General features: G+C 66.2%; 19 protein-coding genes. 6 read left to right on the top strand and 13 right to left on the bottom strand.

Annotation, left to right across the window (positions count from 1 at the left end):
- Positions 1–60 precede the first annotated feature (60 nt).
- Together ACZ46K_RS16235 and ACZ46K_RS16230 are read left to right on the top strand one after the other, a co-directional pair.
- A complete protein-coding gene (locus ACZ46K_RS16235; protein WP_464743584.1) occupies positions 61–588 on the top strand; it encodes a GNAT family N-acetyltransferase in 528 nt (175 codons plus the stop codon).
- A 213-nt stretch (positions 589–801) separates the two neighbouring features.
- A complete protein-coding gene (locus ACZ46K_RS16230; protein ID WP_464749345.1) occupies positions 802–2,178 on the top strand; it encodes a cytochrome P450 in 1,377 nt (458 codons plus the stop codon).
- An 87-nt stretch (positions 2,179–2,265) separates the two neighbouring features.
- Here the strand turns inward: ACZ46K_RS16230 and ACZ46K_RS16225 are convergent, their stop codons facing one another.
- The gene (locus ACZ46K_RS16225; RefSeq protein WP_464743582.1) at positions 2,266–3,657 is read right to left on the bottom strand and encodes a glycine--tRNA ligase; all 1,392 of its coding nucleotides are present in this window, start codon (positions 3,655–3,657) and stop codon (positions 2,266–2,268) included.
- Positions 3,658–3,894: 237 nt separating this feature from the next.
- Between ACZ46K_RS16225 and ACZ46K_RS16220 the strand changes: the two genes are divergently transcribed.
- Together ACZ46K_RS16220 and ACZ46K_RS16215 are read left to right on the top strand one after the other, a co-directional pair.
- Entirely contained in the window at positions 3,895–4,236 is a 342-nt protein-coding gene (locus tag ACZ46K_RS16220; protein WP_464749343.1) for an ArsR/SmtB family transcription factor, read from the top strand.
- Positions 4,237–4,244: 8 nt separating this feature from the next.
- The gene (locus ACZ46K_RS16215) at positions 4,245–4,661 is read left to right on the top strand and encodes a Fur family transcriptional regulator (RefSeq protein ID WP_054717615.1); all 417 of its coding nucleotides are present in this window, start codon (positions 4,245–4,247) and stop codon (positions 4,659–4,661) included.
- A 4-nt stretch (positions 4,662–4,665) separates the two neighbouring features.
- Here the strand turns inward: ACZ46K_RS16215 and ACZ46K_RS16210 are convergent, their stop codons facing one another.
- From ACZ46K_RS16210 to recO, 3 genes are read right to left on the bottom strand one after another with little or no spacing between them, the layout of a single operon-like run.
- Positions 4,666–5,088: a hypothetical protein gene (locus ACZ46K_RS16210; RefSeq protein WP_054807229.1), complete on the bottom strand. Its 423-nt coding sequence runs from the start codon at positions 5,086–5,088 to the stop codon at positions 4,666–4,668.
- Positions 5,085–5,882, bottom strand: coding sequence for an isoprenyl transferase (locus tag ACZ46K_RS16205; RefSeq protein WP_464749217.1), 798 nt, complete (start codon positions 5,880–5,882; stop codon positions 5,085–5,087). Before ACZ46K_RS16205 ends, ACZ46K_RS16210 begins: the two co-directional genes overlap by 4 nt.
- Positions 5,848–6,663: a DNA repair protein RecO gene (gene recO / locus ACZ46K_RS16200; protein WP_464749216.1), complete on the bottom strand. Its 816-nt coding sequence runs from the start codon at positions 6,661–6,663 to the stop codon at positions 5,848–5,850. Before recO ends, ACZ46K_RS16205 begins: the two co-directional genes overlap by 35 nt.
- Before the next feature lie 124 nt (positions 6,664–6,787).
- Between recO and ACZ46K_RS16195 the strand changes: the two genes are divergently transcribed.
- Positions 6,788–8,203 (top strand): amidase, encoded by a 1,416-nt coding sequence (locus tag ACZ46K_RS16195; protein ID WP_464749215.1) that lies wholly within the window; start codon positions 6,788–6,790, stop codon positions 8,201–8,203.
- Positions 8,204–8,207: 4 nt separating this feature from the next.
- Positions 8,208–8,768 carry a TetR/AcrR family transcriptional regulator gene (locus ACZ46K_RS16190; RefSeq protein ID WP_054807303.1) on the top strand — a complete coding sequence of 187 codons (561 nt, stop codon included), beginning with the start codon at positions 8,208–8,210 and terminating at the stop codon, positions 8,766–8,768.
- 43 nt (positions 8,769–8,811) lie between these two features.
- Here ACZ46K_RS16190 and ACZ46K_RS16185 read toward each other — a convergent pair whose 3' ends face one another.
- The 9 genes from ACZ46K_RS16185 to dnaJ all read right to left on the bottom strand — a co-directional run bounded on the left by ACZ46K_RS16185 (position 8,812) and on the right by dnaJ (position 16,920).
- Positions 8,812–9,195 (bottom strand): hypothetical protein, encoded by a 384-nt coding sequence (locus tag ACZ46K_RS16185; RefSeq protein ID WP_464749214.1) that lies wholly within the window; start codon positions 9,193–9,195, stop codon positions 8,812–8,814.
- Positions 9,196–9,299: 104 nt separating this feature from the next.
- Entirely contained in the window at positions 9,300–10,217 is a 918-nt protein-coding gene (gene era / locus ACZ46K_RS16180; RefSeq protein WP_054807308.1) for a GTPase Era, read from the bottom strand.
- Positions 10,218–10,260: 43 nt separating this feature from the next.
- Complete coding sequence (locus tag ACZ46K_RS16175) at positions 10,261–11,583, bottom strand: hemolysin family protein (RefSeq protein WP_464749213.1); 1,323 nt, start codon at positions 11,581–11,583, stop codon at positions 10,261–10,263.
- A 58-nt stretch (positions 11,584–11,641) separates the two neighbouring features.
- Positions 11,642–12,184: an rRNA maturation RNase YbeY gene (gene ybeY, locus ACZ46K_RS16170; RefSeq protein ID WP_054807305.1), complete on the bottom strand. Its 543-nt coding sequence runs from the start codon at positions 12,182–12,184 to the stop codon at positions 11,642–11,644.
- Between the two features lie 49 nt (positions 12,185–12,233).
- Positions 12,234–13,298: a PhoH family protein gene (locus ACZ46K_RS16165; protein ID WP_054807306.1), complete on the bottom strand. Its 1,065-nt coding sequence runs from the start codon at positions 13,296–13,298 to the stop codon at positions 12,234–12,236.
- A 138-nt stretch (positions 13,299–13,436) separates the two neighbouring features.
- Positions 13,437–14,069, bottom strand: a complete 633-nt coding sequence (locus ACZ46K_RS16160; RefSeq protein ID WP_464749212.1) for a TetR/AcrR family transcriptional regulator — start codon at positions 14,067–14,069, stop codon at positions 13,437–13,439.
- A gap of 137 nt (positions 14,070–14,206) precedes the next feature.
- Positions 14,207–14,974 (bottom strand): alpha/beta hydrolase family protein, encoded by a 768-nt coding sequence (locus ACZ46K_RS16155; RefSeq protein ID WP_464749211.1) that lies wholly within the window; start codon positions 14,972–14,974, stop codon positions 14,207–14,209.
- 29 nt (positions 14,975–15,003) lie between these two features.
- Positions 15,004–15,762: a 16S rRNA (uracil(1498)-N(3))-methyltransferase gene (locus ACZ46K_RS16150; protein WP_464749210.1), complete on the bottom strand. Its 759-nt coding sequence runs from the start codon at positions 15,760–15,762 to the stop codon at positions 15,004–15,006.
- A 9-nt stretch (positions 15,763–15,771) separates the two neighbouring features.
- On the bottom strand, positions 15,772–16,920 hold the full coding sequence (gene dnaJ / locus ACZ46K_RS16145; protein ID WP_464749209.1) for a molecular chaperone DnaJ: 1,149 nt from the start codon (positions 16,918–16,920) through the stop codon (positions 15,772–15,774).
- Between the last annotated feature and the right edge of the window lie 29 nt (positions 16,921–16,949).

Below are 16,949 nucleotides of genomic sequence, written 5' to 3'. Positions count from 1 at the left end.
CTTCCAGGTCGCGCGAGGTCACTGAGCGGCCCGGTCATCTGAACTGACCAGGAGTGTCGCATGTCTATTTCTTCGTTGCCCCTGAGCAACACAGGTCTGATCACCAACGCAGGGCTGATCACCGAGCGTCTCGTCATGCGTGTGTGGAGCACTGCCGAGATCGCCGCCGTATCGAACAACCATCGCAGGGCATTCTGGGCGGAGGACTTTCCCTCAGAAGGAGATTCCGTGATCGCCGGGGTCATCGACGGGCAGCGATCCGGGCCGGACCACAGCCATCGACTGATCGTCGAACGGGAGGGCGGGCTGGTCGTGGGTTCCATCAGTCTGCTGTGGCCGCCGAGCGAAGGCGTGGTCGAAATCGGGTACGGCGTCGTCGCCTCCCGTCGAGGGCTCGGCTACGCCTCCGAGGCAACCCGCGCCATGGTGGAGCTGGCTCTGGCCACACCGCTGGTCCACACGGTCTCGGCCGAGGTGGAGCTCTCGAATCCGGCCTCGGTACGTGTGCTGGAGAAAGCCGGGATGCTTCGCTGTGGTGAGGACTCGGCCGTGGCCCGATACGCCACGGCGCCGAGGCCGTATCTGTAGGTGTGCGAGGGGACCGGCAGCGACGTCCCGGTCGGTGCCGGTCCCCGGTCGCTTCACCTCGCCCGCGCCCCGTGTTCGGCAGCAAGGGGTAACCACCGACCCGATCAGAGCGGTCCGGCACACCCATGGAGAACAACACTCTCCTTTTCTTCGAATCCCTTTCTTGTGATGGAGAACACTGGTATCTTGCCGTCAATCGCCGCTGTATCGGTGATGTGCGCCATACTCTCAGACGAGGAGCTTCTGGTCGTGACTCAGACCGATTCCGGCAGGAACCGCATCCACTTCGATCGACACGCACCCGAGTACCGAGAACAGTTCGAAACCATCACCAAGGACATGCACGCAGGCTGCCCCATGGCGTGGACCGACACCCACGGCGGACATTGGGTCGCGGCCGGGGCCGACGAGGTCTTCCATCTCGCCCGGTCCGAAGACATCTCCAACGACAACGACGTCCAGGGCGTCCGCCGCGGATACAGGGGCATCACGATTCCCACCGGGGAACTGCCGAACGGTGCACGCGGCGGCATGCTCGAGATGGACTCGCCGGAGCATCGCTACTATCGCCAGACCCTGAACCCGTACCTCTCACCGGCAGCCGTCAAACGATGGATTCCCGTCATCGACGAGGTGGTCCGCGCCTGCCTCGACGAGAAGATCACCACCGGGCGGATCGACTTCGTCGACGATCTCGCCAACATCGTGCCAGCGGTGCTCACCCTCGGGATGCTCGGCATTCCGCTCGCCAAGTGGGCGATCTACAACGAACCGGTACACGCGTCGGTGTATACGCCGCCCGACTCTCCCGACCGGGGCCGCGTCGCCGACCTTCAACGCGCGATGGGCGCCGACCTCTACGCCGCCGTCGCGCAAGCCCGCGTCGATCCACGCCCCGGTCTGGTGAACGCGGTGGTGCATGCCGACATCGACGGCGAGAACCCACCCGACGTGGAAGTTCTCGGCATGCTGTCGCTGTTGATCGGTGGCGGATTCGACACGACGACTGCGCTCACCGCGCACTCACTCGAATGGCTGTCCCACAACCCGGACCAGCGAGAACTGCTCAGCCGCGACCGCGACACGCTACTCGACTCCGCAACAGAGGAGTTCCTGCGGTTCTTCACACCTGCGCCGGGAGACGGACGCACCTTCTCGGCCGATTGCGAATACGCCGGAAACCAGTTCCAGGAGGGCGAACGATTGTGGCTCTCGTGGGCCATGGCCAATCGCGATCCATCACTGTTCGACGATCCTCACAGCATCGATCTCGAGAGAAAGGGTAACCGTCACTTCAGTTTCGGACTCGGGATCCACCGCTGCATCGGATCCAACGTCGCGCGAACAGTGTTCAAACGGATGCTCGTCGCGGTGCTGGACCGGATGCCCGACTTCCACTGCGACCCCAGCGAGGCCGTGCACTACGAGACCATCGGCATCATCCAGGGAATGCGGAATCTTCCCGCGACCTTCACCCCCGGCCCCCGCCTGGGCGCCGGTCTCGACGAGACGCTCGCCCGTCTTCAGAAGGAGTGCGACGCACAGGGGCTCGCCGAGCCGATCACGGCGCAGACCGACAGATCACAGTAGCCGCACGAAAAGGCAGGCACACCGTGTCGACGCGGTGTGCCTGCCTTTGTCGTTGTGCCTATGATCAGCAGACGCGAGTCCCGGCGATCAGCACCCGATCAGGCGCTGCGCGAGGTAACCCTCGACCTGATCCAGGCTCACGCGCTCCTGCGCCATCGTGTCGCGCTCACGCACGGTGACTGCCTGATCCTCGAGAGTGTCGAAGTCGACGGTGATGCAGAACGGCGTTCCGATCTCGTCCTGGCGACGGTAGCGACGGCCGATCGCACCCGCGTCGTCGAACTCGATGTTCCAGTTCTGGCGAAGCTGAGCCGCGAGGTCCTTGGCCTTCGGGCTGAGATCCGCGTTGCGCGAGAGCGGCAGCACCGCGGCCTTGACCGGCGCAAGCCGGCGGTCGAGGCGCAGCACGGTGCGCTTGTCGACCCCGCCCTTGGCATTGGGTGCCTCGTCCTCGGTGTACGCGTCGACGAGGAACGCCATCAGCGAACGGGTGAGGCCGGCCGCAGGTTCGATCACGTACGGCGTGTAGCGCTCATTGGTGGTCTGGTCGAAGAAGCTCAGGTCGGCACCCGAATGCTGCGCGTGGGTCGACAGGTCGAAGTCGGTGCGGTTGGCGACGCCCTCGAGTTCACCCCATTCGCTGCCCTGGAAGTGGAAGCGGTACTCGATGTCGACGGTGCGCTTCGAGTAGTGCGAAAGCTTGTCCTGCGGATGCTCGAACAGACGCAGATTGTCCTTGTTGATACCGAGACCGGTGTACCAGTCCATGCGGTAGTCGATCCAGTACTGGTGCCACTCCTCGTCTTCCCCCGGCTTGACGAAGAACTCCATCTCCATCTGCTCGAACTCTCGGGTGCGGAAGATGAAGTTGCCCGGCGTGATCTCGTTACGGAAGCTCTTGCCGATCTGGCCGATGCCGAACGGCGGCTTCTTACGCGACGTGGTCAGCACGTTGGCGAAGTTCACGAAGATGCCCTGAGCGGTCTCGGGGCGCAGGTAGTGCATGCCCTCTTCGCTCTCGATCGGACCGAGATAGGTCTTGAGCATCATGTTGAAGTCGCGGGGTTCGGTCCACTGACCCTTGGTGCCGCAATCGGGGCACACGATTTCGGTCATTGCGACCGAGTCCGGGTCGTCGAGCTTGTTCTTCTCCGCGTACGCCTCCTGCAGGTGGTCCTGCCTGTGGCGCTTGTGACAGTTCAGGCACTCGACGAGCGGGTCGTTGAACACGCCGACGTGACCGGAGGCGACCCACACCTGGCGGGGCAGGATCACCGACGAGTCGAGGCCCACGACGTCGTCACGGCTGGTGACCATGTTGCGCCACCACTGCTTCTTGATGTTGTCCTTGAGTTCCACGCCGAGCGGCCCGTAGTCCCAGGCCGACTTGGTGCCGCCGTAGATCTCACCGCAGGGGTAGACCAGCCCGCGGCGCTTGGCGAGGTTGGCGACGGTATCGATCTTGGATTTGGGTGCCACTCGGATTCTCTCCATCTCGGATGCGGGTTCGCAGCATGCGTCGATCTCCAAGACTATCGCTCCGCGGCCGGACACCGAACACGCGGAGGTTGACATGCACATCCATGCATATCAAAATGGAATCGGTTTGCAATAACGCGCGGTTCGCCCTCCGAAGGAGCACCCTTGAGTCTCGACACCGGTCATCACGACTGCACGGTGGACACGCGCACTTCCGAATCGCACGACCCCGCCGGGATTCGGCAACCGATCCCCCACGACACACTGGTCACCGCAGGCGAACTCCTGCGCGCGCTGTCCGCACCGATCAGGATCGCGATCGTCCTCCAACTACGAGAGTCCGCGCGCTGCGTGCACGAGCTCGTGGGAGCGCTCGGCGTCACTCAACCACTGATCAGCCAGCACCTGCGTGTCCTGAAGACCGCAGGCGTCGTCCGCGGCGACCGGTCCGGACGTGAGGTCCTGTACCGACTCGCGGATGATCATCTCGCCCACATCGTCGTCGACGCTGTCGCCCACGCCCAGGAACCTACCGCCCAGGAATCCACCACCCTGGGAACACCTGAACAGGAAGGTTGACGTCCACCTTGACCTCCGCCCGCAAACCCCTCGTCGGGGTTCGCTCGACCAAGCAGCGCAGCGCGATCATCGCCCTGCTCGACGACACCGAAGAGTTTCGAACGGCTCAGGACCTCCACGACGAACTACGCAAGCGCGGCGACGGAATCGGCCTGACCACCGTGTACCGCACCCTGCAGTCGCTCGCAGAGGTGGGCAGCGTCGATGTGCTCCGCACGGATTCCGGGGAATCGATGTTCCGGCGATGCTCCTCCGGGCATCACCACCATCTCGTGTGTCGCCGCTGCGGATTCACCGTCGAGGTGGACGGACCCGAGGTCGAGCGCTGGGCGCACGAAATGGCAGATGCCAACGGATTCGTCGACGTCAGTCACACCATCGAGATCTTCGGCACGTGCAAGGACTGCGCGCTCGCCGAGGACTGACCGGTCATTTCGTCTCGCCGGCAGAATCTGTCGAGGTGCCGACCACCTCGCGAGCGCTCGCGGCGCCGTCGAGAACCAGCAGGAGCATCGTCGTGAGCGCTGTGTCTTCGAGTCCCGTGATGGGGAAGGAGTAGCGCAGGACGACGTCTGCCTCCGCGTCGCGTTCGATCAGATGCACCGACCCGAACTGGATGGCGTCGGAGGCCGACGCCACCCGGTTGCGCACGTCGTCGCCGAGCGGGAGGTCCCAGCCAAGGATCCCGGTGAGCGACACGACGTCGAGCCCCTCGGTGAGGGTGACCACCTGTGCCGCGAACGGGACGGCACCGTAATCGAATCCAAGGGCGTCGTCGCCGTTCGCCTGGGACGTCCGGAGGTCGACGAACGGGGCGAGCAGGCCCGCTATCCGCTCCCGGAACGCTGTCATTTCACACCCCCGAACCGACGATCGCGGGAGGCGTATTCGACGCAGGCTGCCCAGAGGTCACGTCGGTCGAAGTCGGGAAAGTTCTTGTCCTGGAACACCATTTCGGCGTAAGCCGACTGCCACAGCAGGAAGTTCGAGATCCTCTGTTCCCCCGACGGGCGAAGAAACAGATCGACGTCGGGCATGTCGGGTTCGTCGAGATGACGAGCCACCGTGGCTTCGGTGACCTTCTCGGGGTCGATCTCGCCGGCAGCGACGCGACGCGCAATCTCTCGTACCGCGTCGGCGATCTCGGCCCGACCTCCGTAGTTGACGCACATCACGAGTGTCATCACGTCGTTGTCCTTGGTGAGCTCCTCGGCGATCTCGAGCTCCTTGATGACACTGCGCCACAGACGCGGGCGGCGCCCGGCCCACCTGACGCGCACACCCATCTCGTGCATCTCGTCGCGGCGGCGGCGGATCACGTCGCGGTTGAAGCCCATGAGGAACCGGACCTCGTCGGGGCTGCGCTTCCAGTTCTCGGTGGAGAACGCGTAAGCAGACAGCCACTTGACGCCCACCTCGATGCTGCCGCACACGGCGTCCATGAGAACGGCTTCGCCGCGTTCGTGACCGGCAGTGCGGGGCAGCCCGCGCTCCTGCGCCCAGCGACCGTTTCCGTCCATGACCAGCGCAACGTGCTGCGGAATCAGCTCGGGCTGGATGATCGGGGCACGAGCACCCGACGGATGGGGGTCGGGTGGGCGGATGGGGCGGTCAGCCGGTCGGTGCGGTTCGCGTCGTCGAATCACGGTCTCCATCCTGCCTGACGCCGGATCCCGGGTTTCCGGCCCCGTGCGGACTGCCGCGTTCGATGAGCGGCAGCGTCCTCAGCTGACGCTCGAGATGCCATTGCAGATGCGCAGCGATCAGACCACTCGTCTGGCTACGCACCGAGTCCGGCGCCGCTTCGCTGATCTCCCAGCGCCCCCTGTTGAGCGCCTCCATCAGATCCAGCACTCCCGGTGCGGGCGTCGCCGCACCCGGCGGCCGGCACTCCACGCAGACCGCGCCGCCCGCACCGACATGGAACGCCGTGTGCGGCCCCGGCCGGTCGCAGCGGGCACAGTGCGTAATCGCAGGTGCCCATCCGGCGTAGAGCATCGCGCGCAGCAGGTAGGCGTCGAACACCAACTCCGAGGGACGCGTCCGATCGCATACCGCACGCAGGGCACCGACGGTCAGCGCGTGGAGCCGCGGTACGGGCGCGCGCTCCTCACCCGCGAGACGTTCGGCCGTCTCGAGGATCGCGCACGCGGTGGTGTAGCGCCCGTAGTCGTCGACGATGCCGATTGCGAACGCGTCGAGGGTCTGGACCTGGGTGACGATATCGAGGTTCCGACCGGGGTGCAGTTGCACGTCGATGTGGGCGAAGGGTTCGAGGCGCGCACCGAACTTCGAGCGGGTGCGGCGCACCCCCTTCGCGACAGCTCTGACCAGCCCGTGGCGGCGGGTGAGCAGGGTGACGATGCGGTCGGCCTCGCCCAGCTTGTGCTGGCGCAGCACTACGGCATTGTCCCGGTACAACCTCACGCATCCGAGTGTGTCACGTCGGCACGACAGCGCCTGACGTGTGGACGGCGCCGCTTCCGGAAACCTCGACACACCCCACTGGAACACGTTACTGTTCGTTCGAACGAACAACAGTGGGGGATGCATGACGACGCACGAAGTACCGGCCCGATCCGCCGGACTGGCCGACACGGCTGCAGCACTCGGGAAGGGCACCACCTCGGTGGAGCTCGTCCGCGCCGCACTCGACCGGATCGACGCGAGCCGATCCACGCTCAACGCCTTCCGCGTCGTGCGGCGGGAGGCGGCCCTGGCCGAGGCGGCCGAGGCCGATCGACGCCGCGCCGCGGGCGAACGCACCCCTCTGCTCGGCGTCCCGATCGCAGTCAAGGACGACACCGACATCGCCGGCGAGACCACAGCCTTCGGCTGCACAGGAGACTTCCCTGTTCGGCAACACGACGCCGAGGTGGTCCGGCGGCTCCGCGAGGCCGGCGCAGTGATCGTCGGCAAGACCCACTCCTCCGAGGTCGGTCAGTGGCCGCTGACCGGCAACGCGACCTATGGCTACACACGGAACCCCTGGTCGCGTGAGCACACGCCGGGCGGGTCGTCCGGCGGGAGCGCTGCGGCGGTCGCCGCCGGACTGGTCCCCGCAGCGCTCGGGTCCGACGGCGCCGGTTCGGTTCGGATCCCGGCAGCGTGGACCAACCTGGTAGGCATCAAGCCACAACGTGGTCGGATCTCGATGTGGCCCGATCCCGAGGCCTTCTACGGACTGACCACACACGGGCCGCTCGCCCGCACGGTCGCCGATGCTGCGCTCCTCTTCGACGCGGTCAGCGGTAATCGACCCGGCGATCTCCATCGCCGCGATCCGATGACGGTCTCCGACGCGGTGGGACGCGATCCGGGGCGGCTGCGAATCGCCTTGTCCCTGAAGCCTCCGTTCACCGCCACACCGAGGCGGCTCGATCCCCGAGTACGCTCCCGCATCACCGCGCTCGCCACGACGCTCCGCGATCTGGGACACGAGGTGATCCTCGCCGACCCTGATTACGGAATCATGTTCGGTCTGGACTTCCTTCCGCGATCGATGGCCGGCATCGACGACTGGGTGCGCACGCTTCCCGACCCCTCGCTCACCGATTCCCGCACCCGCGCCAACGCGCATACCGGCAAACTCCTACGCGGCGTTCCGCTTCGCGCCGCACGGGCCGCCGAGCCGCGGCTCCGGCGCCGGGTCGGGCGGATCTTCGATCGGGTCGACGTCGTACTTGCCCCCACCACCGCGACACCTCCACCTCCGGTCGACGCGATCGAGGGTCTCGGGGGGTGGGCCACCGACAAGGCGATCACCGCTGCGTGCCCCTATGCGTGGCCGTGGAATGTGCTCGGATGGCCGGGTGTGAATGTGCCTGCGGGTTTCACCGACGACGGATTACCCGTCGGTGCACAGATTCTCGGACACGACGACTCGGAACCGATGCTCGTGTCGCTCGCGGCTCAGCTCGAATCGGTGCTGCGCTGGCACGAACAGACTCCGTCCAGGTGGTGGTAGTCATATGGTCACCGATGCTCGGCACCGAATCATCGATGCGACACTGCATCTCGTCGGCTCCCACGGAATCGCGGGAATCACCAATCGGCGCATCGCTTCCCGCGCCGAGGTTTCGCTGGGGTCGATCACCTACCACTTCCCCAGCCAGTCCGATCTCCTGAAGGCCGCGCTCACGACTTTCGTCGACGAGGAGACCCAACGACTGCGCGCGGTCGCGGAATCGTACCGTTCCCAGTCCCTTTCAGTGACGGAGGCCGCTGCGCTCACCGAACGGATCGCGGAGGATCTCGCATTCACCGCCGAGCGGATCGCACCGTACGAACTGTGGATCCAGGCGGGCCGGGATCCGGACCTGCGTGCAACCGCGGACGAATGCTGGTCCGCATACGACGCGCTGACCGTGGCGATCCTCCGCGCGCTCGACGTCCCGAATGCGGAGACACTCGGGCCGATCCTGGTCGCGACTATCGCCGGTCTGCAACTGCGACGTCTGTCGACCGGATCCGGTACGGACCTGGCCGCTGCGACGCTCCTCCTGCTCCGGGGAGCGACCACACAGCCCTGACCTGCAGCACCACCCTGGCGACAGCGCAGCCCTGCGGTTTCCGTCAGAATCGCACCGAGCCGCTGCCCACTTCCCTACCACCTTCCAGGACACCGACTTCCACGTCTCCCGAACCGACGGTCACCTCGGCGGTGCACACCATCGGCACGGTCGATCTCGTCCCCGGCGCGAACGGCTCACCATGCGCGGGGCCCTTGATCGTGCAGACGATCGCCTCCGCCGACGCGAAGGACACCTGCGGGCGATATCCGGAGTAGAACGGACCGCTACGTCCACCGACGTTGCTGGGCTTCATCGACAGATCCACGAGGATCTCTTCACCCGCAGTGAAGGTGATCGGTCCCGCGGCGGCGCTGCTTTGGGTGCCGCACCCGGCGACGAAGAGCAACGACGCCGCGGTAACCGCGAGGGGGACATACACGCGCATTCGGACCTCCGCATCGACAACGATGCGGAGACCCTAGCCCGATCGGACATATCCGACACCTGGCCCTTCCACTGACGACATCGCCCGGAAGCGCCGGTCGAAAGTCAGAATCCGAGGCGGCCGAGTTGCTTCGGATCGCGCTGCCAGTCCTTCGCAACCTTCACGTGCAGGTCCAGGAAAATCTTGACCCCGAGCAGCTTCTCGATCTGGGTACGCGCCGCCGTCCCTACCTGTCGCAGCCGCGCGCCGCCCTTACCGATGACGATGCCCTTCTGGCTCGGGCGTTCGACGTAGAGCAGAGCATGCACGTCGAGCATCTCGCCCTGCTTCTCCGTGCGGTCCTCGCGCTCTCGCACTTCCTCGATGACCACGGCAAGGGAATGCGGAAGCTCATCACCGAGACCTTCGAGAGCAGCCTCGCGGATGAGTTCGGCCATGAGGGTCTCTTCGGGTTCGTCGGTGAGCTCCCCGTCAGGATAGAACGCCGGTCCCGGTTCCATGTGGGAGGCGAGCACGTCGACCAGGACCTCGACCTGCTCCCCCGACGACGCCGACACGGGGACCACGTCGGTGTCACCACCGAGGAGCTTCGACACCGCGAGCAGTTGCGCGGCGACCTGCTGCTTGCCCACCTTGTCGATCTTCGTCACGATCCCGATCAGCGGGGTACGCGGCGCTACGGTCCGGACCTGGTCGAGGATCCATCGGTCGCCGGGGCCGACTTTCTCGTCGGCGGGAAAGCACATACCGATGGCGTCGACCTCGGAGTAGGTGTCGCGCACGAGGTCGTTGAGTCGCTGGCCGAGCAGTGTGCGTGGCCGGTGCAATCCTGGGGTGTCCACGAGGATCAGCTGCGTGTGGTCGCGGTGAACGATCCCGCGGATGGTGTGGCGGGTGGTCTGAGGACGCGACGACGTGATGGCGATCTTGCTGCCCACCAGTGCATTCGTCAGCGTCGACTTCCCGGTATTGGGTCGCCCGACGAAACAGACGAAACCGGAACGGAACTCGGAGGAGCTCATCGTGTGTTCTGCCATCTGGTGTTCGACGCTGCTACGTCCTCGTTCACGATGCAGAGCACGCGCCGTCCTCCTTTCGAGAGGTGGGTGAGTCTTCGGATTCCGGAACGCGCCGGACGAACACGGTGTTGACGCGGACGCGACCGCGGACGTCGGGTCCGCCTTCGCCGCGCAGGACGAGTCCGTGGGTGCGCACCTGTGATCCCGGCAGCGGAACGCGACCGAGCTCGTGTCCGAGGAGTCCGCCGACGGTGTCGACCTCGTCGTCGTCGATCTCGATGCCGAACAGTTCGCCGAGATCCTCGACGGGCAGGCGCGCGGAGACCCGGTAGGTATCGTCGCCGAGATCGTCGATGTCCGGGATCTCACCGACGTCGTACTCGTCGGCGATCTCACCCACGATCTCCTCGATGACGTCCTCGATCGTGACCAGGCCTGCGATGCCGCCGTATTCGTCGACGAGCACGGCCATGTGATTGCGGTCGCGCTGCATGTCGGAGAGCAGCTCGTCGAGACGCTTGGAATCGGGCACGAACACCGGCGGACGCATCACATCGGCAACCGAGACGCTGTGTCCTCCGTCGCTCGCGTCGTAGGTCTGCTGCACCAGGTCCTTCAGATAGACGACTCCGCAGATGTCGTCGACGTTCTCGCCGATCACCGGGATACGGGAGTGTCCGCTGCGCACGGCCAGGGTCGTTGCCTGCCCCGCGGTCTTGGTGCTCTCGATCCAGACCATCTCCGGGCGCGGCACCATGATCTCGCGCGCGGTGGTGTCGCCGAAGTCGAAGACCGATTGGATCATCCGTCGTTCGTCGTCGGCCACCACTCCGCGTTCCTGCGCCAGGTCGACGAGTTCGCGAAGTTCGATCTCGTTGGCGAACGGACCATTGCGGAAGCCTCGGCCTGGAGTGACGGCGTTACCCACAAGGATCAGGACCCTGCTGATCGGGCCCAGAATCACACCGAGCACTCGCAGCGGCACGGCTGCAGTGAGCGCGATCGTGTAGGCGTGCTGACGGCCGAGTGTTCGCGGCCCGACACCGATCACGACGTAGTCGATCACGACCATGACCGCGGCGCTGATGACGAGCGCCCAGGTGCGACTGAGATGGTCGAGCAATTCTCCCGCAAGCACCACCGTCGCGGTCAGCTCACACAGGATGCGCAGCAGCACCGCGAGATTGATGTATCGGGGGCGATCGTCGAGGAGAGCGCGAAGACGGCGGGCGCCTGCACGGCCGTCCTTTGCGAGCTCTTCCACGCGCGCCGCCGAGACTGTGTTCAGCGCCGAATCGATTGCGGCGAAGAGCCCACCGAAAATCACGAGTAGGACTGCGAGGGCGTACGAGAAGATCACGATACTCACGCGGGGCTCACCTCGGCGCGCGCTGCACGATGCGTGGCTGCGTCATCCGGCGACACGGTCACAGCTCCGGATTGTCGACGAATCCGGCCTTCCCGAGCAGCTGCTGATCGCGCGCGGCCAGCTGGGCATCGCGCTCGGCGAGCCGCAGCTCCTCGTACCATTCGGCGAGCAGCTGGTTCTGCAGGCCGAACATTTCCTTCTCTTCGTCAGGTTCGGCGTGGTCGTAGCCGAGAAGGTGCAGCATGCCGTGCACGGTAAGAAGAGCGAGTTCGTGGTCGAGCGAGTGTCCGGCCTTCTCCGCCTGTTCTGCGGCGAACGACGGGCACAGCACGATGTCGCCGAGCATGGACGGACCTGGCTCGGGTGCGTCGGGGCGACCTCCCGGCTCGAGTTCGTCCATCGGGAACGACATCACATCGGTCGGGCCGGGCAGATCCATCCAGCGCACGTGCAGATCGGCCATGGTGTTCGAATCCACGAGCACCATGGACAGCTCCGCGGCGGGATGCACGTCCATCCGGGCGATGACGAAACGGGCGACATCGAGCAGTTCTTCCTCGACGACCTCCCTTCCGGATTCGTTCGAGATTTCGATGCTCATAACTGTCGTTCCTTCTGCACTTCTGACGGATTCGGGTTGTGCGGCATGATCACCGGCGCTGGACCCGGTGTTGTGAGGCTCGTCGCTGGGCTCGATTTCCGATGCCCGCTTCGCCGCTTCGCTCGATCTCGAAGCGCCCGTAGGCGTCGACGATGTCGGAGACGAGTCGGTGACGGACCACGTCACTGCTGTCGAGCCGTGCGAAGTGGATGTCGTCGATGCCGTCGAGGATCTCGGTGACAGCAGCAAGACCCGATCGGGCGCCGCCGGGCAGGTCGACCTGGGTGACGTCGCCGGTCACGACGATCTTCGATCCGAAGCCGAGTCGGGTGAGGAACATCTTCATCTGCTCGGCGGTGGTGTTCTGAGCTTCGTCGAGGATGATGAATGCGTCATTGAGACTTCTACCACGCATGTACGCCAGTGGCGCGACCTCGATCACCCCGGCCTGCATGAGCTTCGGGATCGCTTCGGGATCCATCATGTCGTGCAGGGCGTCGTGCAGGGGCCGCAGATACGGGTCGATCTTCTCGTGCAGGGTTCCGGGCAGGAATCCGAGACGTTCGCCCGCCTCGACCGCGGGGCGCGTGAGGATGATGCGGGTGACCTGTTTGGTCTGCAGGGCCTGCACCGCCTTCGCCATCGCCAGGTATGTCTTGCCGGTGCCCGCCGGGCCGATACCGAACACGATCGTGTTGGCGTCGATCGCGTCGACGTACCGCTTCTGATTGAGGGTCTTCGGCCGGATCGTCTTCCCACGTCGTGACAGGATGTCGAGGCTGAGCACGTCCGCCGGCGAGTCGGAGAGCCCATTCGTGAGCATCCCCACGGTGCGGCGCACGGCGTCGGGGCCCAGTTGCTGCCCTCGGCGCACCAACGTGACCAGTTCACCGATCACGCGTTCGGCCAGGGCGACATCTGCGGGGCCACCGCTGAGAGTGACGGTGTTGCCGCGCACATGGATGTCTGCGGCCAGGGCCGCTTCGAGTGCGATGAGGTTCTCATCGGCTGCACCCACCAAGGGTGCTGCTGTCTCGGGCGGGAGATCCAGGCTCGATCGGACCGGGATCCGGTCTGCGTCGTCGGGGTCGCGGGTGCGGTGTGGTTCACTCACGTGGACGGAACGGCCTGCTTTCGGTTCAGATACGGACACGACGGGCGTCGTGTCCGTATCCCAGTCTAGCGCCGTACGGTGCACACATTCACGGCATTGTGCCGTGAATGGCGTCCGGCTTCGTGTCGCGACCCGGATTCACGCCGTGGCCTGCAGCCATTGCCGCGCCGACGCGACGACCTCCGTGGCCCGCTCAGGAGCCACACCGGCGAGGACCAGCACTCCGAGCGCCATGGCACCACTCGCATCTTCGACGACACCGCGGTTGGCTTGTTCGAGCGTGGCGATGGTCAGGCCCTCCATCATCCCGACGAGCACGGCGGTGGGCAGGTAGGCGGAGAACACGCCTGCTGCCCGACCCCGTTCGACGACATCGGAGGTGTGCGTGCGGACCGGCGCGATCAGCTCGCTGATGCGTTCCTCACCGACTTCTTTCCGCGCGAACGACAGCAGCACGCGGTATCGATCACCGACCGGACTGACGCGCAGGACTCCGACTGCGAGCGCCGCGGCGACGTCCTCCGGCTGAGGGTGCTCGACGGACGCAGCGAGCGCCGCCCCTGCCTCGTCGGCGAGCCCCTCGACGAGCGCGTCCCGGCTGGGAAAGTGCGCGTACACGGTACGTCGCACCACGCCCGCGGCTTTCGCGACGTCGTCCATGCTCGCGTCGGTGTCCGCCGCGAAGCAGCGTATCGCCGCGTCGAGGATCCGTGAACGGTTCGCGTTCGCACGCTTCCGCGGGCCGGGGGCCGGTTCCACCACGCTGTTCATCCTCGTTTCACCGCACCTGTGGATTCATATTCCAGTCTAGTTGCACACGCATGTGCAAATCGGTACGACCGCATCGGCCTGATCATGGCCCCGCGTCACGATCCGCTCGGCCTGGGAACATTGTTCCTGGTGTAGCGCTACCCACGATCGCCCCACGGGTCGTCGCCCAGCACCGCCTGGAGCGTCAGGTCCCAGCTGCGGGTCGTGCGGTCGAGAAACGCATTGTGCCCTTCCCCCGGCACCTCCCACAGCACGACCCGGTCGCCGGCCGCGCCCGCAGCGTCGACATAGGCGCGACTCGCCGTGGCCGACACCTGGACGTCCTCGTCACCGTGGATACACACTGTCGGCACCCCGGTCGGCACCCGATGGAGGGGCGATGCGTCGCGGTACAGCTGCGGGTCGTCGTCATAGGACACGCCGAACAGCGCCTCGAGCCGCGCACCTCCGCTGCGGGTCGCCGCCCGGGACGCGAGGTCGAGCGCTCCCGCCTGGGAGATGACGCGACTCGGCCGCACCGGGCAGTCCCCCTGCCCTGCTACCCACAGCGCGAGTTGGGCACCCGCAGAATGACCGACGATCCGAACATCACCGGTATCGAGCGGAACAGGCGAGGCGTCGGGCAACAATGTGGTGGTCGCGACCAGCGCCGTCTCGATGTCGGCACTCGTCTCCGGCCACCCTCCGCCCGCCCCGACCCGCCGGTACTCGACGTTCCACGCGGCCACCCCGCGACGAGCGCACTCGGACGCCAGCGTCGTTGCGAGGTTCAGGTGGAAGTCGGCACTCCAGTACCCGCCGTGGATCAGCATCACCACGGGAACCGGAACGTCGGATCCGGTCGGGGTGTACAGGTGCCCGAACTGGGCCGGCTCGGAACCGTAGTCGATGCGGATGCGTGGCATGCGCACCATTATCGATCTGCAGGTGACGATCAGTGCAGGGGCTGTTGGCTCCAGCGGTCGGTCATCACGCCCACCGCACCGAGCGCGACCGCCGCGGCCGACGAAGTACGCAGCACCGTCGGGCCGAGCGACACCGCCGTCGCACCGGCCCCGACGAGCGCCTCGACCTCGGTGTCGTCGAGCCCGCCTTCGGGGCCGACGACGAGGACCAGTTCGGGCGCCTCGGAAAGAGGCAACGCCGAGAACGGGACGGTGGCCGATTCGTGCAGCACCGCGACGACGCCACCGCCTTCGACGGTCTCCCGCACCCGGGACACCACGTCAGCGGTGCGGTGCAGTGAGTCCACCTCGGGTACGTAGGCCCGACGGGACTGCTTCGCCGCGGCCGTCGCCGCCGCCTTCCACTTCGCCAAACCCTTGTCCGCCTTGGAATCCCACCGCGCAACGCAGCGCGACGACTGCCATGGCACGAACCCGTCGGCACCCGCCTCCGTCGCAAGTTCGACGGCGAGCTCCGACCGATCGGATTTCGGGAGGGCCTGCACGACGGTCACGGTCGGTCGCGGCGGTTCGATCGTGCCGCGCCCGAGCACGGTGGCCTCGAGCCGGTCCTTCGCCACCGCCGTCACTTCGACGTCGGCGACGCCACCCCGCCCGTCGGAGAGCACGAGCCGTTCTCCTACGGAGATGCGGCGCACCGTCGCCGCGTGACGACCCTCTTTGCCGTCGAGGACGGCGATCGACCCGGTCTCGGGCAGGGGGTCGAGATAGAACAGCGTCGCGGCCACCGTGGTTGCCTAGCGGACGTTGAACGCGTCGCGCAGACGCGAGAACAGGCCCGACGAATGCTGAGACGACTTCGATACGACCTCGACGCGGTCCCGATCGCTCATCGTGCGGTATTCGTCGAGCAGCTTGGTCTGCTTGTGATCGAGCTTGTTCGGCACCACCACTTCGAGGTGCGCGTGGAGGTCGCCGCGCGCGCCCGAGCGCAGTTTCGGCATTCCGTGCCCGCGGATCACCGACACCGAGCCTGGCTGGGTTCCGGCGTCGATGGTGATGTCGATGGACCCGTCGAGGATCGTCTCGAGGCCGACCGAAGTTCCCAGCGCCGCGTCGACCATCGGCACGCGGATGGTGCAGTGCAGGTCGTCGCCGTCACGGACGAAGATGTCGTGCTGCTGCTCTTGGACCTCGACGTACAAGTCGCCGGCCGGGCCGCCGCCCGGGCCGACCTCACCCTGCGCCGCGAGGCGGATGCGCATTCCGTTGCCGACGCCTGCGGGGATCTTCACCGTGATCTCGCGGCGTGCCCGCACCCGCCCGTCGCCGCCGCACTTGTGGCAGGGGTCGGGGATGGTCTCGCCGGCCCCACGACACGTGGGGCACGGCCGGGAGGTCATGACCTGACCGAGGAACGAACGCTGGACCGACTGCACTTCACCGGCACCGCCACACGTCTCGCATCGGACGGGCTTGGAATCGCCGTGGGTACCGGAACCGGTGCACGAATCGCACAGGATCGCGGTGTCGACGGTCACGCTCTTCGTGACTCCCCGCGCGCATTCGTCCAGTGTCAGGCGGGTGCGTAGCAGCGAGTCGGCACCCGGCTGGACGCGGCCGCGGGGGCCGCGAGATCCGCCTCCCCCGCCACCACCGAAGAACGCCTCGAACACGTCTCCGAGGCCACCGAAGCCCGCGCCGCCGAATCCGCCGGCTCCGGCACCGCCACCCGAAGCGAGCGGGTCGCCTCCGAGATCGACGATGCGGCGTTTCTCCGGGTCGGAGAGGACCTCGTAGGCGGCAGAGATCTCTTGGAATCGCTTCTGCGCCGACTCGTCCGGGTTGACGTCAGGATGATGCTCGCGCGCCAGTTTGCGATACGCCCGCTTGATCTCCTGGTCGGTCGCATCCTTGGACACACCGAGCGTCCCGTAGTAGTCCACGTTTGGTTCTCGTCCTTACTTCATCTACA

It is taken from the genome of Rhodococcus sp. JCM 9793, assembly GCF_055380405.1.
The sequence above is the reverse complement of the archived record's forward strand: the minus strand, read 5'-3'. Positions and strand labels throughout refer to the sequence as shown.